Origin of the sequence: Acinetobacter bohemicus ANC 3994, from assembly GCF_000367925.1 — a bacterium.
GTDB lineage: Bacteria > Pseudomonadota > Gammaproteobacteria > Pseudomonadales > Moraxellaceae > Acinetobacter > Acinetobacter bohemicus.
The window spans coordinates 12,877-34,735 of the sequence record NZ_KB849170.1 but is presented as its reverse complement, the minus strand read 5'-3'; the positions used below and the strand labels follow the sequence as shown (position 1 = coordinate 34,735).

Below are 21,859 nucleotides of genomic sequence, written 5' to 3'. Positions count from 1 at the left end.
TAAATGAAAATATTACATATCGCGAATTTTGGTTTTAATAAACACGGGGCTCATTTTTACTGTACAGATCGTAAAATTTCAGCAGGTCTCATTGAAAATGGGCATTTTGTTTATGATTTTAGCTTTCGTGATATGGCTCGAATGGGAACAATATTTAAAACTAAAAAATTAGGTGCAACTTGGGCCAATAAAGAAATTTTAAAAATTGTTGATAATATTGAGCCAGATTTAGTGCTCATTGGTCATAGTGATTTAATGAGTCCGAATGTTCTAAAAGAAATTAAGCAACACTATCCAAAAACTAAAATAGCCTTTTGGTATGTCGATCCATTGTATCTAGAGCATAAACTGGGTTTCGTTCGTGATTTTTCACCTTATCTTGATGCAATTTTTTGTACCACAGGTGGTGAGTATCTTGAAAAACTCAAGCAACCGCATTTGAAAGTGGCGTATATGCCGAATGTTGGACATCGTAATGTTGAACAATTAAAGCAATTTGAATCGACCAATATTGATAAAGAGTTTATTTTCTGTGGTGTGGTGTATAAAGAACCTGAGCGGGAAAAATTCTTAAAAGACTTAGCCGACACTTTAAAAAACAATCATATTCAATATCAATACTATGGTTGTTTTGAGCAACCCGGAGTGTATGGAAAAGGCTATTACAAAGTTCTTTCTCAATCGCGTATGGGCTTAAATTATTCACGTAAAAATGATGTGACTTTATATAGTTCCGACCGAATTGTGCAACTCACAGGCAATGGTTTATTGACGTTTAGTCCGCGTATTCCAGGCTTCGATAAACTCTATACGGAACAAGAAGTGGTTTATTTTGATGATCAGTTCGATTTAGCTGAAAAAATTCAATTCTATGCTGCACATCCTGAAGATGCGAAACGTATTGCCGAAGCAGGTTGGAATAAAACACGCGCCAGTTTCAATGGTAAACGGATTACGCAATTTATGGTCGAAGTCACCTTTGATCAGCCATTATCAGAAGCCTATGAATGGGCACATGAGGTCTATGCATGATTTGGTTGCTTTATATTGTAATAGGCTTCATTGCTTTAGCCGCGTTGCTATATTTATTCGGTAACTATACTTTTTGGTTGCCTTTTCGCAGCGCAAAGTTACCTAGAATTGTGATGTTGCATCAGGTTACACCACATGAAGATGCTTCGGGCATGAATATGCCGCCACAGAAGTTTGAACAGCTATTACAGTATTTAGTTAAAAAGGGCAGTATCTTTTGTCTTGTTTCTGAGCTTGATCAATATCAGGGGCAAAAGCATGTCGTTGCTTTGTCCTTTGATGATGGTTTCTTGGATAACTATCAATATGCTTATCCGCTACTGAAAAAATATCATGCGAAAGCGACCATTTATTTAGCCACGCAAATTGAAGGCATTGAAAAATTAGCGCCTGAACACATTCGTGAAATGTCAGAATCAGGCTTAATTGAGTTTGGTGCACATACCCAGCATCATGTGAACTTACTGAAATTAAGTGATGATGAAGCTTATCAAGAGATGCAAAATTCAAAACGAGATGTTGAAGCACTTGTTGGGCATTGCTCAGGTTTTGCCTATCCTTTTGGGCGTTTTAATGAAAAACATCAACAGATGGCAAAACAGATTGGCTTTAAAAATGCAGTATCAACCCGCAAAAAAGTTGAAGCCTATACTGAATTAAATCAATTTAATATTCCCCGAGTGAGTACCCACGGGGCAATGAATGCGCTGCAAATGCGTATTGCTTTAGCCAAAGGACGTTATAAATTATGAGTATTCCATGTAGTGTTTATATCGTCACTTTGAACTGTGCGGCTTGGCTTGAAGACACTTTAAACAGCGTTGCCGATTTTGCAGAAGTGATTATTTTAGATTCAGGCAGTACCGATGATACCTATAAAATTGCCCAAAGCTTTGCAAATGTACGCATTAGCCATCAAGATTGGCAAGGTTATGCAGCACAAAAAAGTCTCGCTTTGGCACAATGTCAGCAAGCGTGGGTGCTGAATTTAGATGGTGATGAAGTTTTATCTGATGAGTTAAAACAAGAGATTGCAGCCACCATTCAAGCCAATCATATTGATGCCTTAATTACCCCGATTAATGATGTGTTTTTAGCTGTACCGAATAGTAAGCATACGAAAAAACATGCCAAAGTCCGTTTTTTTCGTAAAAGTAAAGGACAGTATGATCTTGCAAATAAAGTGCATGAAAATGTGATTATTGACGGGATAAGTGTTCGCGCCAACGGTGATATTTATCACTATGGTGAGTCGAGTATTTTTGTCAAAGTTGAAAAAAATAACCAATACTCCAACTTAAAAGCCGCTGAAAAATTTCAGAAAGGTAAAAAACCAAGTGTATTAAAATTAACTTTGGTGATGCCTGTCACCTTCTTAAAGTCGTATTTTATTCGACGTAGTTGTTTGAATGGTTGGCGTGGTTTTGTAAATAGTATGATCAATGCTTTTTATGCTTTTTTAAAAGAAGCCAAGTTATTTGAACAGCATTTACAAGCGAATAAGCATAAACGAGATGATGTATGAAGATCGTTCAAGTTTTAGCAACCAGTGGAGGTGTTGGAGGCTTAGAACAACATACATTTAACCTTGTGAATGAACTCTCTTTATCCAATGAGGTGCATATGATTGCGCACCCATGTTATGCAGACAAATTTAATCCGCAGGTGATTTTTCATGCTGTTGATTTTGCGCGCAGTCGTTGGAATATCATGTTGTTGTGGCAACTTGTAAAGTTGATTAAAACTATTCAGCCCCAGATTCTCCATAGCCAAGCAGGTAAAGCGTCGGAACTGGTTGCAAGAATTCGTCCGTTTTTAGCTGATGTGAAAATTGTGACCACGGTGCATGGCACCAAAAAGAATAAATCTGCGTATTTGGTTGGCGATGCCGTGATTGCTGTGAGTAAAGCACTGACACAGGGGATTCCAGAAGCCAAAGCGCATATTGTTTATAATGGTGTGTATCCGCAAAGCACATTGTCTATAGATGCAAAGCAAAAGCTAAAACACAGCATTGATCAACAATTTCCAAGTCTAGATTCAACAAAAAAAATAGTGATGTGTATAGGTCGCTTAGAACCAGTGAAGAATATTGCTTTACTGCTTCAAGCGATGCAGAAAATTGATGCAAATCTATGGATTGTGGGTGATGGTTCATTGCGCCAAGCGCTTGAAGCACAAGTGAAGCAACAACAGATGCAAGATCGGGTCGCATTTTTGGGTTTTAGAACCGATGCACGTGATTTACTGCAACTTGCCCATGTTGTGGTGTTGTCTTCAGATCGGGAAGGTTTCCCTTTGGTCATGGTGGAAGCGCTGCAAAGCGATAAAGTCATGGCGTCGACCAAAGTCAATGGTGTTATTGAATGGTTGCCTGATGTGTATTTAGCCGATATTGGGGATGCGCAAGGTTTAAAAGCTGCTATTGAAAATGCACTGAATCAAACATCTCAATTGGATTTTCAGCCTTTATTTTCCCGTGCTAAAGCGGAGTTGACGGTTGAAGCAATGACACAGCAAACACTACAGATTTATCAGCATTTGCTGTCTTCATAATTATGCTTTAGGGGACAAGCGAATCGCATCAAGCACCACAAAGTCAGGTTCTGCATTGATGGTATGGCAACCATCATCGGCATTATTCCAATGCGGGACAACCACTTCCAATAATTGTTCATGATATTCGCTTGGGCCTAATCGGGTAATTTCTTTAAGCTCAATGTTACCACCATAACGTTTTAATGAGTCTTGGCTAGGACGAACCAATTTATTTTGGTACATAAATGGTTTACCCGCCATACGGAACTGTTGTTGTCCTTTACATACAGGATTTTGCGGGTGTTCTTGCCAGTTGGGATTTAGAATATCTTCAGTAAAGAATAAATCTAAGCGATCACCAAACTTCTTGCAGTTGCGACGTGTAGAGGTAAATAAATACCACATGCCATCATGATAAAAAGGTGTGGTATCAACCGCTTCAATGCCTTCTAAAAGGTTGGAATGTTTTTCCCATTGAGTCGGAAAATCTGTACATTTCCAGAGTTCAACCGTTTTATTGGCACTGCTTTCAGGAATCATATACCAGTCATTTTCAACTTTAAAAACACATGGATAAGATAAGTGATAATCCAGTTTTAAGATGGTTTGTGGTTCGGTAGAGCGACCATCTTTAAAGATTTCTAAAACCGATAAAAAACCAACAGGATGCTGGTCATCGACTTCTTCAAAAAAAATAAAATGACGCCCCTGATTTTCTACATAAAAACAGTCCGCAAAAGTGAACTTTTTAGGCGAATGGATTTCAAATAGGTCTTTTAATTGATCTTGGTTATGCAGCGGTTCATCTAGCCAACCAAAACGAATATACCAATGTGAATCAAACTTTTTGCTCTGTTGGTTTTGCTGGTGTTTGTACCATTTTTTGAGAATTATACGAGAGATGGACATGATGATTTGCTCAAATCAAAGTTTAAATAGTGGGGCTTATAATTCTTCAATGGCTTTCACCATTTCTGAGATATTTAAGCGTTGTATGTCTTGTTCTCGAATTACATAGGGATGGGTAACCACTTGATAAAGTCGTTGAGATAAAGCTTGCATATCATTTAAAGCCACTAGACCTTGAGCAAGTTCGCCTGATGAAAGTTGGTGTTCTACGCCTTCACAGCAATTAAAAGCAACAACAGGAACATTTAAAATAAGGGACTCTGCAACAATGAGCGGTGAACCTTCGGTACGAGAAGGTAAAACTAAGCAATGGCTCTGTTGAATAAAACGATTGGGTTGATCTTGCCAGCCTAAAAAATCAACACGTTTAGTCAATCCTAAGGTTTCCGCAAGGTGAATTAATTCATCTAACAATGGGCCATCACCGACAATCGCCATACGTCCAGTTAGACCACTTTCAGCAAAAGCTTTTATTGCCACATCGGGTTGTTTTTCTTCAGATAAACGCCCGACAAAAATTGCATCCCATTTTTTTATCATGATGCTTTCATCATCTGGTAAATTGCTTTTGAGTCGTTTGACATCAATACCATTATGAATGACTTTGACTGTAGCCTCTTGAATATGCTGTTGAATAAGATTTTTAATATCTTGATTAACAACAATAAGCTGCTTGCCTTTAAATAGATAATTACAGGCTTTTTTACATTGCATAAACTTCTTCAGCGCTTCTAAATATTTAAAGAAACCTAAATTTTGTTTGCGTACTAAACCTAATGAATCACCATGTACCCAAAACCAAACATTCCCCGTCAGAATCGGTGCTAACCAAAAAGCATGTGAATGACCCGCAATAACAGTATCTGGTGCTAAGTCATTAATGATTTGCGTCAGTTCAGCTTGTTGCTCTAAAGGAACACTTTTTAACTTATTTTTCTTGATACTGCCTTGCATGAAAGCCGGTGCTATATCGAATTTGATTAGATTCAAGTCTTCAGGATAGGCTGTGCGTATATTGTTTGAATCTAATAACAATACAGTCACATCATGGCCTTTTTCTTTAAGCGCAACAGCAGTATCAATACATATTTGTTCTGCACCGCCACCATATAAATGATCTTGAATAAAAAGATACTTTTTCATTTTTAATCCTTATTCTGATCGTGGATCGGGGTATTTAAGCTATTTTTATTTGCTGCGATAAAAGCAGAAAGACGAATAATTTTTTTAAATAAAAATAAAGAAATAATACGAGAAACGAGGTCATTACGAATCTTTCGATAATTTTTTTTAAACCGATTGGGCTTTTTCATAAAATTCTGGCGATCGGATGCAATTGAACTCGGAATTTCATCATCATGTTCAAAACAAAAATAAAATGGCACAGTATTGTGTTTTTGTAATAAATATTTCCAGTCATCGATATAGGTTAAACGCTTGATTTGTTTCTCAACAAATATACGGGCTTGTTCTCTGGTGAGTGAGTACGCAAAAGTAGCGGTATACAGGTCTTTAGGACCACTCATATTAAAATACAATTGGTCTTGACTGGTATAACCTCGAATTCGGCGTCTAGAGGGTTGTGAATGACCGCCTAAGAATGCAAAAGAGGGATGGGTTTCAATGAGTGAAATCAGTTTTTCATGAATTTGATTAAAATTAAAAATCACATCATCTTCAAGAATAATGATGCGATCATATTGCGCATAGTCTCCTTGTGCATGACGTTGCCATAGAATCATGTGGCTCAGGAAGCAACCAATTTCACTCGGACCTAAAGCATGATCACACAAGCCTGAAAATTCACGACGCAGATCAATAAATGAAAGGTATTCTGCTGGAAGATTTTTCCCATACACAGCATCAAAAAAATCGAAATCAATTTGAATATCTAGTATATTTTTCTGTAAGTGTCTAATTTGACTTTTAATCGTTTCTCTTCGTGTTTCACTATCTTTTAAAGACACGCATAAGATTAAGATTTTTTTCATGTAAATATTCAAAACATAATGATAGCAACTGCTATTCTATAAGCTTTGCACTTAAAATTAAACAAAATAGCCAGCAACGAAGCTTTTGATTTTATTTATTCAATGAGTGGTTATTGGGAATAATATTTTTGTACATTGATAACTTTTGATTGATCTTTATGGCTGATATATCTCCTACAATTGGGTAGGAACAAAGAATGAAACGTAATAGAATGCAGTCCTTAGCGTTAATTAAATATAATTGTTATAAATATTAGGGTCAGTAAAGAACATATGAAGTATTTAATCACTGGCGGCGCAGGCTTCATTGGTTCTGCGGTTATTCGATATATTATTCAAAATACTCAAAATGAAGTACTGAATATTGATAAATTGACCTATGCGGGTAATTTAGAATCTTTGGCTGAAATTGAGCAAAGTTCACGCTATTATTTTAATCAGATTGATATTTGTGACGCTGTGGCTTTAGATCGAGCGATACAAGATTTTCAACCTGATGTTGTGATGCACTTAGCAGCTGAATCGCATGTTGACCGTTCGATTGATGGTCCAGCAGCATTTATTCAGACCAATATTGTCGGAACTTATACCCTTTTGGAAGCAGTCCGAAAATATTGGCTAGCCTTAGATGCAGATAAACAAAAGAGTTTCCGTTTTCACCATATCTCTACAGATGAAGTTTATGGCGATTTAGAGGGAACCACAGATTTATTTACAGAAAAAACGCCATACGAACCGAGTTCACCTTATTCTGCTAGTAAAGCGAGTTCGGATCATCTGGTTCGGGCATGGCATAGAACTTATGGTTTACCGACGATGGTGACCAATTGTTCCAATAATTATGGACCATATCATTTTCCAGAAAAACTGATTCCTCTGGTCATTTTGAATGCACTTGAAGGTAAGGCTTTGCCCATTTATGGCAATGGTCAGCAAGTGCGTGATTGGTTATTTGTCCAAGACCATGCCCGTGCCTTATATACGGTAGTGACCCAAGGTCAGGTTGGGGAAACCTATAATATTGGCGGTCATAATGAAAAACAGAATATTGAAGTCGTCAGAACCATTTGCCAACTATTAGATGAACTTCAACCACGAAGTGATCAACAGTCTTATGCATCTTTAATTACTTTTGTTCAAGATCGTCCCGGTCATGATCATCGCTATGCGATTGATGCGAGTAAAATAAAAAATGAACTGGGCTGGGTGCCGCAAGAATCTTTTGAAACGGGTATTCGTCAAACTGTAGAATGGTATTTGAGTCATTTAGACTGGTGCCGTAGAGTTCAAGATGGCAGCTATCAACGCGAGAGACTAGGAGTAGATCAATCATGAATACAAAGGGGATTATTCTCGCAGGTGGTTCTGGAACACGCTTGTACCCAATTACCAAAGGCGTATCAAAGCAGTTGTTGCCAATTTATGATAAGCCCATGATTTATTATCCTTTGTCAGTTTTGATGTTGGCGGGTATTCGTGAAGTTCTCATTATTACTACACCCGAAGATGTTGACAGTTTTAAACGCTTATTGGGGGATGGCTCACTGTTTGGTATTGAGCTGACTTATGCGGTACAGCCAAGTCCAGATGGCTTAGCACAGGCATTTATTATTGGTGAAGATTTTATCGGTCAGAGCAATGTTTGTTTAGTGCTGGGCGATAATATTTTTTATGGTCAAGGCTTTACGCCTATGCTGAAACAAGCGATTGCACGTGAAAAAGGTGCAACGGTATTTGGTTATCAAGTCAAAGACCCTGAACGTTTTGGTGTGGTTGAGTTTGATCAAAATAAGTGTGCGATTTCCCTTGAAGAAAAGCCAAAACATCCGAAGTCTAATTTTGCGGTAACGGGTCTTTATTTTTATGACAATGATGTCATTCAAATTGCCAAACAAGTCAAACCTTCAGATCGTGGTGAGTTGGAAATTACCACGGTGAATCAGATGTATCTTGAGCGCGGTGACTTAAATGTAGAATTATTGGGCCGTGGCTTTGCTTGGTTAGATACGGGTACGCATGAAAGTTTACTCGAAGCGGCACAGTTTGTTGAAACCATTGAAAAACGCCAAGGCTATAAAGTGGCCTGTTTAGAAGAAATTGCTTTTAACAATGGTTGGTTAACTGCGGAGCAAATTTTAGAAATTGGTCAGAGCATGAGTAAAAATGATTACGGTCAATATTTAATATCATTGGTAAGTGAATAAAAATGAGTTTGATACAGTGGATTGAATTACCTAATTTAGGTGACCAACGGGGCGGATTAGTCGTTGCAGAAACATGCAAAAATATTCCTTTTGATTTAAAACGACTTTATTATATTTTTGATGCAAAACCTGACGTTCCTCGCGGGTTTCATGCGCATAAAGAACTACACCAAATCGCATTTTGCATTAAAGGGAAATGCAAGATGTTGATGGATAATGGTTTTGCAAAAGAAGAAGTATGGCTTGATCAGCCTAATAAAGGATTGCAAATTCCTCCTATGATTTGGCATGAAATGCATGATTTTTCGGAGGATTGTGTACTACTGGTTCTCGCTAGTGAGCACTATGATGAATCGGATTACATCCGTGATTATGCTGATTTTATTAAAGCAGCACATAAACCGTATATCCATCCTTTAGCGGATGTACACAGTTCACAAATTGGTGAAGATAGCCGAATTTGGCAATATAGTGTGATCTTGGCGCAAGCTCAAATTGGCAAGAATTGTAATATTTGCGCACATACCTTAATTGAAAATGATGTTGTGCTAGGCGATAACGTGACAGTGAAATCGGGGGTATTTATTTGGGATGGTATTACCATTCAGGATAATGTGTTTATAGGCCCCAACGTTACGTTTACCAATGATAAACACCCACGTTCTAAACAATATCCAGAAGAATTTTTAAGAACGGTGATTGAGAAAGGTGCAAGTATTGGTGCCAATGCCACTATCTTACCCGGTATTAAAATCGGTCAATATGCAATGGTGGGTGCAGGAGCTGTTGTGACTAAAGATGTACCAGAAAAAGCGATTGTTGTTGGTAATCCAGCTATCATTAAAGGTTTTATTGAATAATGATTAAGCCTTTAACATCATTAAGATTTTTTTTTGCACTTTGTGTTTTTGTCAGCCATCTTTCTTTTTTGAAAGGTAGTGAATACTATGCAAATATCTTTGAAACAATTTTTGCTGAAGGATTCCTTGGCGTTAGTTTCTTTTTTATTTTAAGTGGCTTTATTCTTGCGTACAATTATGAAGATAAAATTTTAGAAAAAAAAATCACCAAAAAAGAATTTTATATTTCTAGAATAGCAAGAATATATCCTATGCATTTTGTCACCATGTTAGCAGCTTTAATTATAAGTAGCTTAATAGGTGGAAGTGGGAAGTATGTTGCACAAAATATATTGTTAGTACAAAGTTTTTTCCCGAATGAGAAAATTTTCTTTTCATTAAATGCTCCCTCATGGAGCATATCAAATGAAATGTTTTTTTATCTCATTTTTCCTTTTGTTTTATTTTTAAGTGAAAAAACAAAAATATTCTTTGCGGTTCTATTTGTTGTTTTAATTACACTAATGAATGTTTTTCTAGAAGATAGTCAAAAACATTATTGGCTTTATATTTCTCCACTCATTCGGTTTGCAGATTTTCTTTTGGGGATCATCCTTTTCTCAGTTTATTTAAAATTAAAAAGGAACTCTATTGAAAAGAATAAGCCCATATATAATATTGAAGTTCTTTCCCTATTTGTTTTTGTAATATTTTTTATTTTTCATAATTATATAGATATTGGCTATCGATATTCTATTTATTATTGGATACCAATGTTTTTGATTATACTGGCATTTTCTTTATCAAGTATTGGTGATAAACAAACAGCTATTGGTCAGTTTTTATCAAATAAACACATGGTCTGGTTGGGTGAAATTAGTTTTTGTTTTTATTTAATTCACTTGTTGGTGATTAAGATAATAGAGCATTTCGTCATTAAATTTTCATTAAATATAGATAGCTTATTGTTATTAATCATTATTTTGGGGATTACCATTATAGCAAGCGCTATATCATATAAACATATTGAAAAGCCTTTAAATAGGAAAGTGAAAGAGTATTTATTATGATCCCATTTTTAGATTTAAAAAAAGTAAATCAACAATATCAAGATGAATTAAAAGCGGCATGTAATCGTGTTATTGATTCAGGTTGGTATATTGGCGGTCAAGAACTCGAAAAATTTGAGCAAAATTTTGCAACTTACTGCGGTACAAAATTTGCGATTGGTGTTGCGAATGGGCTTGATGCCCTTATTTTGGTACTGCGTGCATGGAAAGAGCTAGGTAAGTTACAAGATGGCGATGAGGTTATTGTTCCTGCAAATACCTATATCGCAAGTATTTTAGCCATTACTGCAAACCATTTAAAAGCGGTATTGGTTGAACCCGATGTTAACAGCTTAAATATTTCGGTAGAGGCACTTGAGCAAGCCATTACACCGCATACCAAAGCGATACTAGCAGTGCATTTATATGGACAGCTGGCAGATATGCCAAAAATTATGCAGCTTGCTCAACAACACCATTTATTGGTGTTGGAAGATTCTGCACAAGCGCATGGCGCTGAAATGGAGGGTATCCGTGCTGGTCATTGGGGTGATGCGTCAGGTTTTAGTTTCTATCCGGGGAAAAACCTAGGTGCTTTAGGTGATGCTGGAGCTGTAACAACCAATGATGCCGAATTGGCAAGTATGTTAAAAGCCTTGAGAAATTATGGTTCGCATGAAAAATATAAAAATTTGGTGCCAGGCGTAAACAGCCGTTTAGATGAAATACAGGCAGCAATGCTGGATGTGAAACTGAAATATTTGGATCAAGAAACAACTCATCGCCGTCAAATTGCAAATCTATATTTATCTAAAATAAAAAATCCATATATTACATTGCCTTTGAGTCAGATTGATGCGCTTGAATATAAGCAACATGTATGGCATTTATTTGTACTTCAAACTGAATATCGAGATCAGTTGCAACAATATTTACTGGAAAATGGCGTTCAAACATTAATTCACTATCCAATTCCTCCGCATAAGCAACAGGCTTATAAAGAATGGAATGATTTGAGTTTTCCTGTGACTGAACGTATTCATCAGCAAGTGTTAAGTTTACCGATGGGATCGACTTTGACTTTAGATGAAGCTGAAAAGGTGATTGAGCTATGTAATAGTTTTAGACCTCAAGGAGTACATTAATGCAGCCATTGGTTTCAGTCATCATTCCTTGTTATAACCATCAAGCTTATATTCAAGATAGTATTCAAAGTATCCTTGATCAAACTTATGCAAATATCGAATTAATTGTGATTGATGATGGTTCTAAGGATCAGTCAGTCACTAAAATTAAGGAGATGTTAGAACAGTGTAAAACACGTTTTGAGCATGTCTATTTTAATACACGGGCGAATAAAGGATTATGTACGACATTAAATGAAGCCTTACAATTATGTAAGGGGAAATATGTCAGTATTATTGCCTCTGATGATAAAATGTTGCCGCAAAAAACACAGATACAAGTTGAATATTTGGAATCAAATCCAAGTGTTGCGGGTGTTTTTGCTGCTATAGAGTTAATTGATAAAAATAATCAAATTACGGAGCAGCGTGTCTCTGAAAGAACCGAATATAGTTTTAATGATATTATTTTAAATCAGCATGATTTACCGACTTTAACTCAGATGTTTCATTTGGATGTGATCCGTGAAGTGGGTGGTTATGATGAAAGTATTAAAGTCGAAGATTGGTATATGTTGTTAAAACTCAGTAAGAACCAGAAAAAACTGGTATATATTCCGACGGTATTGTGTCAATACCGTATCCATGATGAAAGTTTTTCGCAAGATGGCTTAAAAATGGCACTGGAGATGAAAAAAGTGATAGCACCATATAAAAATGAAAAAGTTTATATTGATGCTGAGCATAAAATTAATCGTTTAATTTTAAAAAATTATTATAAGGAAAAAGGTGTCTTTATTTATTATCCAGTTAAATTCTATACTTTTTTTAAGTATTGGATAAATAAAATATTGGTATAAAGGATGTAATGTCATCGCAACGGAATTAAGTTGCGATGACATTAATATCTAAAATAATAATGCTTTTAAATTTTTTTATAAATACTCTCTTGTCCTTCAACTTTGCGAAAACGCTTATAAGACCATAAATACTGTTCAGGAGCGATATTAATCATCGCTTCTAAACTTTGATTAAGGCTATCCACGGAAATTTGTAAATCTTTGGATAAAATATCATCGGAAAGTCGTGAACAATGAACATTAAAACCAGAAATCTCATCACGAATACAACTGAGTCCAATCACATTACATTGTGTTTTACTGGCTAATTTTGATACCAATGTTGTTGATAGTGTTTTTTGTCCAAAAAAGGGGGAATAAATTCCGCCAGATTCTTTAGGTAGATGGTCGGGTAATATGACGGTCAAGCCACCTTGTTTGAGATGCTTAAAGATTGAACGTACACCATTTTCATCGGTTGGAACGAGGGTGGCATTCAGTCGTTGCCGTGCTTCCAACATAAAGCGATCAATGCCTTTGTTTTTATTAGGCTTGTACATAATCATTGGTGAGCTATATAAATTTAGCCATGCATTTAAAAGCTCCCAACAGCCAAAATGTGCAATCACCACAATCACACCTTTTTGATTGGCTAAGGCTTCAGTAAAGTACTGTTCATCATAAATATTTTTGAATAAAGCTAGGTTATATTCGGGCGGCATTCCCCAACATTTAATTGATTCAACATAGGTCATACATTGGCTTTTTAAGCTATTTTTAATGAATATTTTTTGTTGCTGTGTGTTTAAGTCTGGGTAGGCCAATTGCAGATTAATACGGGTAATTCGTTTCATGGATGAGTTGTAACTATTGAGTAAAATAGCAATCCAAGAGGCGATTAACTGCAAGAGAGAAAGAGGGAGTAAAGCAATTATTTTGAATAAAAAATACATAACAGCGCAACTTATTTATAGTTTATATCATTATAAAAAGAATAATTCTGGAAAGAGTTTTAGCGCATGAATGCGGCTGCGCCATTTCTAAAGCATAGAAAATGAGGTTAAAAGTCTTGAGAACAAAATAAAAAATGAGGTACAACCACTAGGTACTAAGATGAGATATCAACCTAGTGGCAAGAGAGAAAACGTCATTCAGCTTTGTCGGCATTACCTTTTAAGACCATATAAATCAAACTCACAAAAATGAGTAAGGCTCCACCTAAGCTACTGACACAGAAATAAAGAATACGTTGATTGGTATCAATATTAAATAAACCATTGGCTAGAATGTAACGCATAAATAACCACTGAGCGATAGCGAATACCATTAATACAAGTGCACGACGACGGACAGCAGGACGCATAGCCATAAGGTTTAGCTCACACCAAAGGAGAAAATAGGTCGCTATTATGCCATTCTCAAGACCTGATCTCAATGCAATAAAAAAACCCTGCATGAGCAGGGTTTTTTAGCACTGAATTTAAAGGATTAAGCGTCTGCTTTAACCTCAGCTTTTGGTTTTTCGCGTAAACGAATACCTAAGTCACGTAATTGATTCGCTTCAACTGGCGCAGGCGCTTGAGTTAAAGGACATTCCGCAGTCTTGGTTTTCGGGAAGGCAATTACTTCACGAATAGACGAAGCACCTGTCATTAACATCACAAGACGGTCAAGACCAAATGCCAAACCACCGTGCGGAGGCGCACCGTAACGTAATGCATTAAGTAGGAAGCTAAATTTCTCTTCAGCTTCTTCAGCATTAATGCCTAAAGCTTCAAAAATGGCTTGTTGCATTTCTAAAGTATAAATACGCAGTGAACCACCGCCGACTTCAGTACCGTTCAAGACCATGTCATAAGCAACTGACAGTGCAGCACCTGGATTGTTCTTCACTTCTTCTACGCTGCTTTTTGGCAGGGTGAATGGGTGATGTACAGACGTCCATTTACCATCATCAGTTTCTTCAAACATTGGGAAGTCAACAACCCAAAGTGGCGCCCACTCGCAAGTCGCGAGTTTCATGTCATGACCGACTTTGATACGTAACGCACCCATTGCATCATTCACAACTTTGGCTTTATCTGCACCGAAGAATACGATGTCGCCATTTTCAGCGCCAACGCGTTTCAACAAATCAAGCACGATTGGCTCGATAAATTTAACGATTGGAGATTGAAGACCTTCGATGCCTTTTTCTAGTTCGTTGACTTTAATATAAGCCAAACCTTTGGCACCGTAGATACCCACGAATTTAGTATATTCGTCAATTTGGCTACGTGGCAATGAACCTGCACCCGGTACACGAAGTGCAACAATACGACCTTTAGGATCTTTCGCTGGACCTGCGAATACTTTGAACTCAACGTCTTGCATCATGTCTGCAACGTCAACCAATTTCAAAGGAATACGCATATCTGGTTTGTCAGATGCATAATCACGCATTGCATCTGCATAAGTCATACGTTGGAATTTTCCGAAGTCAACATTTAGCAGTTCTTTGAACATCTTAATGGTTAAAACTTCCATCAAATCCATGATGTCATCGTCACTCATGAACGATGTTTCAACGTCGATCTGGGTGAATTCTGGCTGACGATCCGCACGTAAGTCTTCGTCACGGAAACATTTGGCAATTTGGTAATAACGGTCAATACCACCCACCATCAACAATTGTTTAAATAATTGTGGTGATTGTGGCAGGGCGTAGAAGCTACCATTCGATACACGACTTGGCACTAAATAGTCACGTGCACCTTCTGGGGTTGCACGGGTCAAAATTGGCGTTTCAACGTCTAAGAAACCGTTTTCTTCGAAATAGTTACGAATGAGGTTGGTCAATTTAGAACGGAAACGTAAACGATCAAGCATTTCAGGACGACGGATGTCCAAGAAACGATATTTCAAACGAATTTCTTCAGAAATATTGGTATTTTCATCATTCAATGGGAATGGCGGTGTTTCAGAAGCAGCAAGAACTTCGATGTCTTTGGCTAAAACTTCGATTTGACCACTCACCATGTTGGCATTTTCTGTGCCTTCATAACGACGACGTACACGACCTGTAATTTTAAGTACGAATTCAGAACGTGCTTTGTCAGCCGTTGAGAACGCTTCAGGCGTATCTGGGTCAATCACCACTTGCACAAGACCATCACGGTCACGCATGTCAAGGAAGATCACACCACCGTGGTCACGACGACGATGTACCCAACCGCATAAGGTAACGGTTTGGTCAATTTGAGATTCGGTTAAAGTACCGCAGTAATGAGTTCGCATCATAGCGTAAAAAATCCAACTATATGGGTTAAGGCAAGCGTATACGTAAACAGCGTACCGCCTTTGAATGTTGAATTATGCCTCTTTGGACAAGGTGTCACAAGAAGTAGATCTAAAAACAACGCCAAATCACTGAAAATTGCTGAATCATTTCACTTTAGTGTATTAACCCAGTCGATGATCACGATCCAAAAATAACAATAATAGGCTACCTAAGGTAAATACGGATAAAGCCCCTTGGGTAAATTCATTGATGGATTTACCGACAAAAAAGTACAGATCTGCCTGCCAAATTTCTGTGGAAAAATAGCGCGCATAATCCCAAGCAGAAAAACAGCCAACAGCGAAAGATGTCAGTAATAGCACGGCAGCAAAGCATTTAATCTTTGGGCTAATCGGATGATGCTGCTGGTGTTGTCGGTAATATTGCAGGCACATGTAAATTAAAATGGGTAAAACTACAATCGAGCTGCCAATTTGTAAGATGCGATGCACAGGATATTGCTGATGAAACAAGGTCAGGTTTTGACTTAGAAAGTCTTTAAAGGCAAAGGTTCTAAAATCGACATGGGTTAAACCATCCCAAATAATATGCGTCGCTGTGCCGACAAGCACCGCAGCAATGACCCCAATGAAAAATTGAATGGCTGATTTGAAACTCTCAATATGTAATGGATGTTGAATGCCGATCAAACGGTAAATTACAGGGCGATAGAGCAGATACCAAAGTAGACAAAAGCCCAAGCCAATCCATAAATCAGGATGAATAATTGATGTCCATAAATGGGTGGTATTGGAATTTTCTTGGGTAAATAAGCGGTATAAATCAGGCACCATACAACCAATAGCCAGTGCAGCAACGGGCAGTGCATGACCTGTTAACTTGGAAATAGGCGGTGCGAGTACAGCATGCGATATGGTAAAAGGCATCTAAAAATCTTTAAAATTCAATGATGATTTAATGGGTAAAATACAGTCTAGCCGAAGCTGGTTAAAAGAAATGTTTTTTATTGCAAAAAAGATGGAATGTTATATTATAACATAATTCAGATTTTGTCGCTTTGAGCCTGCACATGTCCTTTCATAAGAATTTAATTACACTGTCTATCTTTGCCGTCATTACGCCGGTCGTTTTTGCGGATGATCATCTTCAAAGCCAACAATTAGAAACCATCCAATTAAAAGCACATCCCTTGGTACAATCTGCTGCCGATTTTGCAGTGGCAGATCATGTGGTAGAGCATCAGGCTTTGGCTGAACGTGGAGCGACCATTGGTGATGCACTTGCAGATGAACTGGGGGTGTATTCTAACCAATATGGCTCAGGTTCTAGCCGTCCAGTGATTCGTGGGCAAGATGGACCGCGGGTTAAAGTCCTACAACATGCTTCGGAAACAGCCGATGTCTCTACATTGTCTCCTGACCATGCAGTGACGGTAGATCCGATTTTAGCCAAGCAAGTGGAAATTATTCGTGGTCCATCGACCTTGTTGTATAGCGCAGGCACAGTGGGTGGCTTGGTCAATGTGACGGACAATAAAATTCCCACCCAAATGCCAGAAAAAGGCATCGAGGGACAGGTGGGGATGCGTTACAACTCAGGCAGTGATGAGAAACTCGCCAGTGCAGGTGCAACCGTGGCTTTAGGCAATCAAGTTGCACTACGGGTAGAAGGTTCGACCCGAGATGCGAACAGTTATATTGCACCGAATTATTTTCATGACCATGATGGCGAATTAGAAAAAGAACGTCGTGTCGGTAATACTTTTGCTCAAAGTGATAGCGTCAATGTTGGTTTATCTTGGATTTATGATCGTGGCTTTAGCGGTATTTCATATAGTAACCGTCAGGATCAGTATGGTTTGCCGGGGCATAGTCATGAATATGAAGACTGTCATCCACATGATAATGAGTTGTATTGTGGCAGTCATACAGGGCACACTCATGATGAAGATGAGCATGCTGCTGGCCCTTGGGTTGACCTTAAATCGGAACGTTATGATTTCCGTACCGAATTGAATCACCCATTTGCCGGCTTTGAAAAATTACGTGCCCATGCCAGTTATACCGACTATAAACATGACGAACTGGAAGAAAATACGGTGGCAACCCGCTTTAAAAGTCAGGGCTATGATGCACGTTTAGAATTGGTTCACAATCCTATTGCCAATTGGGAAGGGGTCATTGGGACGCAATATAATCAGCAAAAATTGGATATTACCGGTGAAGAATCTTTATTGAATCCAAGCAAAACACAAAAATGGAGTCTTTTTGCTTTAGAACACAAACAATTTAATGATGTACATGTTGAATTGGCTGCACGTTTAGATCAGCAAAAAATTGAAATTGATTCCAATCAAAAAGATTTTGATGATTATGGCTTCTCTTATTCAGGTGCTGTGAACTGGCAGTTTGCACCCAGTTATAAATTGTCTTTGGTTGGTTCTCATCAAGAGCGTTTACCTTTGGCACAAGAACTGTATGCCAATGGCAAGCATTTTGCGACCAATACCTATGAACGTGGCAATGAAAATCTAAGCGCAGAAAAATCCAATAATATCGAGCTTGGTTTGCATTATGAGCAAGATAAGTTGGATTATCATGTGCATGTTTATCACAACTGGTTTGATAACTACATTTATGCCAATACCACAGCAGCCTACAAAGACTTTCGTTTGGTTGATTACACCCAAGACAAAGCCAAATTTTATGGTGCAGAAGCGCAAGCCTCTTATGCTTTAAGCGATGTGTATAAACTGAGTGTGTTTGGTGATTATGTCCGTGGCAAAATTGAAAGCGACAATGCACCACGTGTTCCTGCAGGTCGAGTTGGAACGAAAGTCGATGCTGGTTTTGATGACCATTGGTCGGGTTTGGCTGAGTATTATCATGTGTTTAATCAGGACAAAATTGCCAGTTATGAACATGAAACGGGTGGCTATAATATGGTCAACCTAGGGGTGTCTTATGCAGGGCAATACGCGAAAAACAATGATTATCGCGTGTATTTTAAAGCCAATAACTTGTTAGATGATCAGGTCTATTCACATGCTTCATTCTTGTCGAATATTCCGCAAGTCGGACGTAACTTTACAGTGGGTTTAGAGTTCGGTTTCTAAGTTCAAGCTATAAAATAGCCTAGAACTGAAGCTTAATTCACAGAAAACCTCTTGAAAAATCAAACCATAAAACCTAGTCTGATGCGATTGGACTAGGTTTTTTGTTATGCGTATTTTTCAACGAATTCATCAAAAATTGAATTGGTCACGCCGTCGTTATGTCAGCGTAATGGTCAGCTTATTGGCTTTGGGCTATCTCTCATCAGCGGTTTATCATACCTATAAGCCTTTACCTGAGGGTTTGGATTTTACCGGTAAGTTACGTCATGCCGAAGTAGAATTTATTGCTGATCAAACCTATATTGATGTGCAAGGCAAACAACAACAAGAGCATCATATTTTTAATCAAATGTTAAAAATGATTGATGAGGCACAAAGCACGATTGTGCTGGATATGTTCTTATTCAATAAAGAGGTTGGCGAGTCTGGTGTGGTGCACCGCACACTTGCTCAGCAACTCACCGATACTTTAATTTTAAAACGTCGTGTGCAACCGAATATTGAAATTAAGGTGATTACCGACCCGATTAATTCAGTTTATGGCGGTGTTGCACCCGAGCATTATCGTCAGTTACGCGCAGCCGGTATTGATGTGATTGAAACGAATTTAACGCCGCTACGTGCATCCAATCCACTCTGGTCAGGTATTTGGTATATCTGTTGTCAAGATGCAGGCAATAATCCTGAAAAGGGCTGGTTGCCGAATCCATTTGGTGAAGAAAAAATCACATTAAGAAGTTATTTTAACTTATTTAATTTTAGAGCCAATCATCGTAAAACTTTGGTGGTCGATACCGCTCAAGGTTGGAAAACTTTAGTAACCTCTGCTAACCCGCATGATGGCAGTTCACGGCATTCGAATGTTGCACTGTTGGTTTCAGGCAATACTGCAATTGATGTGTTAAAGACTGAACAGGCTGTAGGTAGAATGTCAAAAGGTGACATTCCGATGGTGATTATGGGTGAGTTTGAGGCAGCACAGTCTTTGCCACAAGTTCAGGTACTGACTGAAAAAGCCATTTATGATGCAACATTAAAACTGATTGAAACGGCTAAGCCACAAGAGCAAATTGATTTAGCCATGTTCTATTTATCGGAACGGGATATTATCAAAGCGTTAATTACTGCACATCAACGTGGGGTAAAACTGCGCATATTACTTGATCCGAATAAAGATGCTTTTGGCCGTCAGAAAAATGGTATTCCAAACCGCCAAGTGGCATCTGAACTCAATGATGCGGGTGTGCCTGTACGTTGGTGTAAGACCCAAGGTGAGCAGTGTCATAGCAAGATGATTGTGAAACATAATGCACAGCATGTCGAGCTGATTTTAGGCTCAGCAAATTTCACCGCACGCAACATCAAAAATTATAATTTGGAAACCGATTTACGTGTGGTCGGGACATCACAAGCGCAGGTCTTTATCGATGCCAATCAATATTTTAATACCGCTTGGTCGAACTTAGAAGGCAAAAATATGAGTGTTGACTACAGCACTTATGCGGATGAGTCGAAACTGAAATATGCGATTTACCGCTTTATGGAATGGAGTGGGGTATCGACGTTTTAGGAAATTGTTCCAAATTTTTTAAATCCCTCCCAAGCTCCCTTTGAGAAAGGGTGGAGCTATCTTATTTAAGTATTAATAAGGAAGGATGAAAGTCCCTCTTTTTTAAAGATGAGCTGTATATGGCACAAGAGGGAAATTGAATTTGTTAAAGATAAAAAAGCGCATTAAGCGCTTTTTTTACTCAAAATATTATTGTGGATTGGGGGGGACTAACTTATCCAAATCGGCATCTTTTATTTTATCCAGTTCAGATAAATCAGTTTTAATTTTCCACTGACTTTCATCTTCAACAGGTTGTGGTAAACGTGCTTCTAGCCAATCGCACACCACATCGGGTGGAAAGTCTGGATGATTACACTGAATCACCCAAGCCAAAAAGTCTTTTGCTTCACCATTCATGTAGGGCGGTGGTGAAACAGGGAGGAACTGCGTTGGCAGGCGTTCATTCTTTGAAATGTAATTCAGCACATGCCCCAATTCTTGCACGGTTTGCCATGCTAGAGGGTGCTCTACATTAATTTGAAATTTAAACCACCATGCATGTTGACCATCTGAACCATAAGCATCAATGAATGCTTCTTGTATACTCGGCACTTTACAAAAGAATTGATGTAGGCGGTCAAAACTTAAATCAGACACTCTGCTTGATCCAGTAACAAAAAAGAATATCTTAGCATAAACATCGGGCATGCTTAGTTGCATGAACGCATGAAATGATTCAAATATTTGGTTTACAAAACGTTGCATTAGATGGTTTTTTATTCATTCTTTATCCTAAACTAGAGATTAGAATGGGTTGTATCAACAATATTGGGAGTCTCTGATGAAAGTAGCAATTCTTTGTGCTCTGGGTGGCATGGTGCTTCTTGGGGCTTCAGCAATGACTCAAGCGGAAAACCGTTGGTCAAATTATCAAGGTGTCGATACCAGTAAGCATCAACATCGACCGAGTTACCCACAAAACAATTACCCACAAAATAGCTATCCACCAAATGACTATACTTCAAGTCGACCTAATTTTTCCTTGCATCAACCGAATTCCCCACAAAACAACTATCCGCAAAATAGTTACCCACAACATCGACCTTATTATCCAAGTCGACCAACACCGTCTTATCCATCACATCCGCCACATGGTGGCTATCCACCAATCCAAAATGGGGTGAGTATTCAATACCATGCACCAACGACCATTACGCAGAACTCGCAAAGTTATAGCTGGGTGAATGGTGACCCGAATACGGCACGGATTGAAAGTTCAAACTCGATTTTAATTACAGATTGGCGTCGTTTAGGTTTACCCGCACCACCTACAGGAATGTATTGGATTTATGAACATGGTCGCTATGTGTTGGTGCCGAATCGATAA

Annotated in this window: 21 protein-coding genes; 13 read left to right on the top strand and 8 right to left on the bottom strand. The window is 38.2% G+C overall.

The genetic code is table 11. The features are described from left to right. Window positions 1-3 precede the first annotated feature (3 nt). The 4 genes from F994_RS09785 to F994_RS09770 are packed head-to-tail and all read left to right on the top strand — an operon-like array spanning window position 4 to window position 3,588. Window positions 4-1,032 carry a glycosyltransferase family protein gene (locus F994_RS09785; RefSeq protein ID WP_004650201.1) on the top strand — a complete coding sequence of 343 codons (1,029 nt, stop codon included), beginning with the start codon at window positions 4-6 and terminating at the stop codon, window positions 1,030-1,032. Next, a complete protein-coding gene (locus F994_RS09780; protein WP_004650200.1) occupies window positions 1,029-1,784 on the top strand; it encodes a polysaccharide deacetylase family protein in 756 nt (251 codons plus the stop codon). Before F994_RS09785 ends, F994_RS09780 begins: the two co-directional genes overlap by 4 nt. Next, the gene (locus tag F994_RS09775) at window positions 1,778-2,557 is read left to right on the top strand and encodes a glycosyltransferase family 2 protein (protein WP_099049322.1); all 780 of its coding nucleotides are present in this window, start codon (window positions 1,778-1,780) and stop codon (window positions 2,555-2,557) included. Before F994_RS09780 ends, F994_RS09775 begins: the two co-directional genes overlap by 7 nt. Next, window positions 2,554-3,588: a glycosyltransferase gene (locus F994_RS09770; protein ID WP_004650197.1), complete on the top strand. Its 1,035-nt coding sequence runs from the start codon at window positions 2,554-2,556 to the stop codon at window positions 3,586-3,588. The genes F994_RS09775 and F994_RS09770 overlap by 4 nt, the downstream gene beginning before the upstream one ends. Here the strand turns inward: F994_RS09770 and F994_RS09765 are convergent, their stop codons facing one another. From F994_RS09765 to F994_RS09755, 3 genes are read right to left on the bottom strand one after another with little or no spacing between them, the layout of a single operon-like run. Further along, window positions 3,589-4,479: a glucosamine inositolphosphorylceramide transferase family protein gene (locus tag F994_RS09765; protein WP_004650196.1), complete on the bottom strand. Its 891-nt coding sequence runs from the start codon at window positions 4,477-4,479 to the stop codon at window positions 3,589-3,591. 36 nt (window positions 4,480-4,515) lie between these two features. Further along, the gene (locus tag F994_RS09760) at window positions 4,516-5,622 is read right to left on the bottom strand and encodes a glycosyltransferase (protein WP_004650195.1); all 1,107 of its coding nucleotides are present in this window, start codon (window positions 5,620-5,622) and stop codon (window positions 4,516-4,518) included. 2 nt (window positions 5,623-5,624) lie between these two features. Beyond that, the gene (locus F994_RS09755; RefSeq protein ID WP_004650194.1) at window positions 5,625-6,470 is read right to left on the bottom strand and encodes a glycosyltransferase family 25 protein; all 846 of its coding nucleotides are present in this window, start codon (window positions 6,468-6,470) and stop codon (window positions 5,625-5,627) included. A 273-nt stretch (window positions 6,471-6,743) separates the two neighbouring features. Between F994_RS09755 and rfbB the strand changes: the two genes are divergently transcribed. The 6 genes from rfbB to F994_RS09720 are packed head-to-tail and all read left to right on the top strand — an operon-like array spanning window position 6,744 to window position 12,546. Next, the gene (rfbB, locus tag F994_RS09750) at window positions 6,744-7,805 is read left to right on the top strand and encodes a dTDP-glucose 4,6-dehydratase (protein WP_004650192.1); all 1,062 of its coding nucleotides are present in this window, start codon (window positions 6,744-6,746) and stop codon (window positions 7,803-7,805) included. Beyond that, complete coding sequence (gene rfbA / locus F994_RS09745) at window positions 7,802-8,674, top strand: glucose-1-phosphate thymidylyltransferase RfbA (protein ID WP_004650191.1); 873 nt, start codon at window positions 7,802-7,804, stop codon at window positions 8,672-8,674. Before rfbB ends, rfbA begins: the two co-directional genes overlap by 4 nt. A 2-nt stretch (window positions 8,675-8,676) precedes the next feature. Further along, window positions 8,677-9,534 (top strand): WxcM-like domain-containing protein, encoded by an 858-nt coding sequence (locus tag F994_RS17200; protein WP_004650190.1) that lies wholly within the window; start codon window positions 8,677-8,679, stop codon window positions 9,532-9,534. Beyond that, window positions 9,534-10,583 (top strand): acyltransferase family protein, encoded by a 1,050-nt coding sequence (locus F994_RS09730; RefSeq protein ID WP_004650189.1) that lies wholly within the window; start codon window positions 9,534-9,536, stop codon window positions 10,581-10,583. The genes F994_RS17200 and F994_RS09730 overlap by 1 nt, the downstream gene beginning before the upstream one ends. After that, window positions 10,580-11,707, top strand: coding sequence for a DegT/DnrJ/EryC1/StrS family aminotransferase (locus F994_RS09725; protein ID WP_004650188.1), 1,128 nt, complete (start codon window positions 10,580-10,582; stop codon window positions 11,705-11,707). Before F994_RS09730 ends, F994_RS09725 begins: the two co-directional genes overlap by 4 nt. Beyond that, window positions 11,707-12,546: a glycosyltransferase family 2 protein gene (locus tag F994_RS09720; protein WP_004650187.1), complete on the top strand. Its 840-nt coding sequence runs from the start codon at window positions 11,707-11,709 to the stop codon at window positions 12,544-12,546. The genes F994_RS09725 and F994_RS09720 overlap by 1 nt, the downstream gene beginning before the upstream one ends. Window positions 12,547-12,611: 65 nt before the next feature. Here the strand turns inward: F994_RS09720 and F994_RS09715 are convergent, their stop codons facing one another. The 4 genes from F994_RS09715 to F994_RS09700 all read right to left on the bottom strand — a co-directional run bounded on the left by F994_RS09715 (window position 12,612) and on the right by F994_RS09700 (window position 16,731). Further along, window positions 12,612-13,478: a lysophospholipid acyltransferase family protein gene (locus F994_RS09715; protein ID WP_004650186.1), complete on the bottom strand. Its 867-nt coding sequence runs from the start codon at window positions 13,476-13,478 to the stop codon at window positions 12,612-12,614. 194 nt (window positions 13,479-13,672) lie between these two features. Further along, entirely contained in the window at window positions 13,673-13,894 is a 222-nt protein-coding gene (locus F994_RS09710; RefSeq protein ID WP_004650184.1) for a hypothetical protein, read from the bottom strand. Between the two features lie 119 nt (window positions 13,895-14,013). Then, complete coding sequence (aspS, locus tag F994_RS09705) at window positions 14,014-15,804, bottom strand: aspartate--tRNA ligase (protein ID WP_004650183.1); 1,791 nt, start codon at window positions 15,802-15,804, stop codon at window positions 14,014-14,016. 162 nt (window positions 15,805-15,966) lie between these two features. After that, complete coding sequence (locus F994_RS09700) at window positions 15,967-16,731, bottom strand: DUF4184 family protein (RefSeq protein WP_004650182.1); 765 nt, start codon at window positions 16,729-16,731, stop codon at window positions 15,967-15,969. Window positions 16,732-16,874: 143 nt separating this feature from the next. On the opposite strand from F994_RS09700, the gene znuD reads away from it, so the two are divergent. Both znuD and F994_RS09690 read left to right on the top strand, forming a co-directional pair. Then, the gene (gene znuD, locus F994_RS09695; RefSeq protein WP_004650181.1) at window positions 16,875-18,920 is read left to right on the top strand and encodes a zinc piracy TonB-dependent receptor ZnuD; all 2,046 of its coding nucleotides are present in this window, start codon (window positions 16,875-16,877) and stop codon (window positions 18,918-18,920) included. Window positions 18,921-19,026: 106 nt separating this feature from the next. Next, a complete protein-coding gene (locus F994_RS09690) occupies window positions 19,027-20,490 on the top strand; it encodes a phospholipase D family protein (protein ID WP_004650179.1) in 1,464 nt (487 codons plus the stop codon). A gap of 189 nt (window positions 20,491-20,679) precedes the next feature. Here F994_RS09690 and F994_RS09685 read toward each other — a convergent pair whose 3' ends face one another. Next, window positions 20,680-21,129 carry a hypothetical protein gene (locus F994_RS09685; protein WP_034697027.1) on the bottom strand — a complete coding sequence of 150 codons (450 nt, stop codon included), beginning with the start codon at window positions 21,127-21,129 and terminating at the stop codon, window positions 20,680-20,682. Between the two features lie 184 nt (window positions 21,130-21,313). On the opposite strand from F994_RS09685, the gene F994_RS09680 reads away from it, so the two are divergent. Next, entirely contained in the window at window positions 21,314-21,859 is a 546-nt protein-coding gene (locus tag F994_RS09680; protein ID WP_004650177.1) for an RcnB family protein, read from the top strand.

What these genes read in the sequence shown, in the direction of transcription:
- F994_RS09700 (WP_004650182.1), bottom strand. Translation starts at nt 16,731, where the DNA reads ATGCCTTTTACCATATCGCATGCTGTACTCGCACCGCCTATTTCCAAG.
- rfbA (WP_004650191.1), top strand. Translation starts at nt 7,802, where the DNA reads ATGAATACAAAGGGGATTATTCTCGCAGGTGGTTCTGGAACACGCTTG.
- F994_RS09770 (WP_004650197.1), top strand. Translation starts at nt 2,554, where the DNA reads ATGAAGATCGTTCAAGTTTTAGCAACCAGTGGAGGTGTTGGAGGCTTA.
- F994_RS09725 (WP_004650188.1), top strand. Translation starts at nt 10,580, where the DNA reads ATGATCCCATTTTTAGATTTAAAAAAAGTAAATCAACAATATCAAGAT.
- F994_RS09760 (WP_004650195.1), bottom strand. Translation starts at nt 5,622, where the DNA reads ATGAAAAAGTATCTTTTTATTCAAGATCATTTATATGGTGGCGGTGCA.
- F994_RS09780 (WP_004650200.1), top strand. Translation starts at nt 1,029, where the DNA reads ATGATTTGGTTGCTTTATATTGTAATAGGCTTCATTGCTTTAGCCGCG.
- F994_RS09690 (WP_004650179.1), top strand. Translation starts at nt 19,027, where the DNA reads ATGCGTATTTTTCAACGAATTCATCAAAAATTGAATTGGTCACGCCGT.
- F994_RS09765 (WP_004650196.1), bottom strand. Translation starts at nt 4,479, where the DNA reads ATGTCCATCTCTCGTATAATTCTCAAAAAATGGTACAAACACCAGCAA.
- znuD (WP_004650181.1), top strand. Translation starts at nt 16,875, where the DNA reads ATGTCCTTTCATAAGAATTTAATTACACTGTCTATCTTTGCCGTCATT.
- F994_RS09785 (WP_004650201.1), top strand. Translation starts at nt 4, where the DNA reads ATGAAAATATTACATATCGCGAATTTTGGTTTTAATAAACACGGGGCT.
- rfbB (WP_004650192.1), top strand. Translation starts at nt 6,744, where the DNA reads ATGAAGTATTTAATCACTGGCGGCGCAGGCTTCATTGGTTCTGCGGTT.
- aspS (WP_004650183.1), bottom strand. Translation starts at nt 15,804, where the DNA reads ATGATGCGAACTCATTACTGCGGTACTTTAACCGAATCTCAAATTGAC.
- F994_RS17200 (WP_004650190.1), top strand. Translation starts at nt 8,677, where the DNA reads ATGAGTTTGATACAGTGGATTGAATTACCTAATTTAGGTGACCAACGG.
- F994_RS09720 (WP_004650187.1), top strand. Translation starts at nt 11,707, where the DNA reads ATGCAGCCATTGGTTTCAGTCATCATTCCTTGTTATAACCATCAAGCT.
- F994_RS09710 (WP_004650184.1), bottom strand. Translation starts at nt 13,894, where the DNA reads ATGGCTATGCGTCCTGCTGTCCGTCGTCGTGCACTTGTATTAATGGTA.
- F994_RS09730 (WP_004650189.1), top strand. Translation starts at nt 9,534, where the DNA reads ATGATTAAGCCTTTAACATCATTAAGATTTTTTTTTGCACTTTGTGTT.
- F994_RS09755 (WP_004650194.1), bottom strand. Translation starts at nt 6,470, where the DNA reads ATGAAAAAAATCTTAATCTTATGCGTGTCTTTAAAAGATAGTGAAACA.
- F994_RS09715 (WP_004650186.1), bottom strand. Translation starts at nt 13,478, where the DNA reads ATGTATTTTTTATTCAAAATAATTGCTTTACTCCCTCTTTCTCTCTTG.
- F994_RS09680 (WP_004650177.1), top strand. Translation starts at nt 21,314, where the DNA reads ATGAAAGTAGCAATTCTTTGTGCTCTGGGTGGCATGGTGCTTCTTGGG.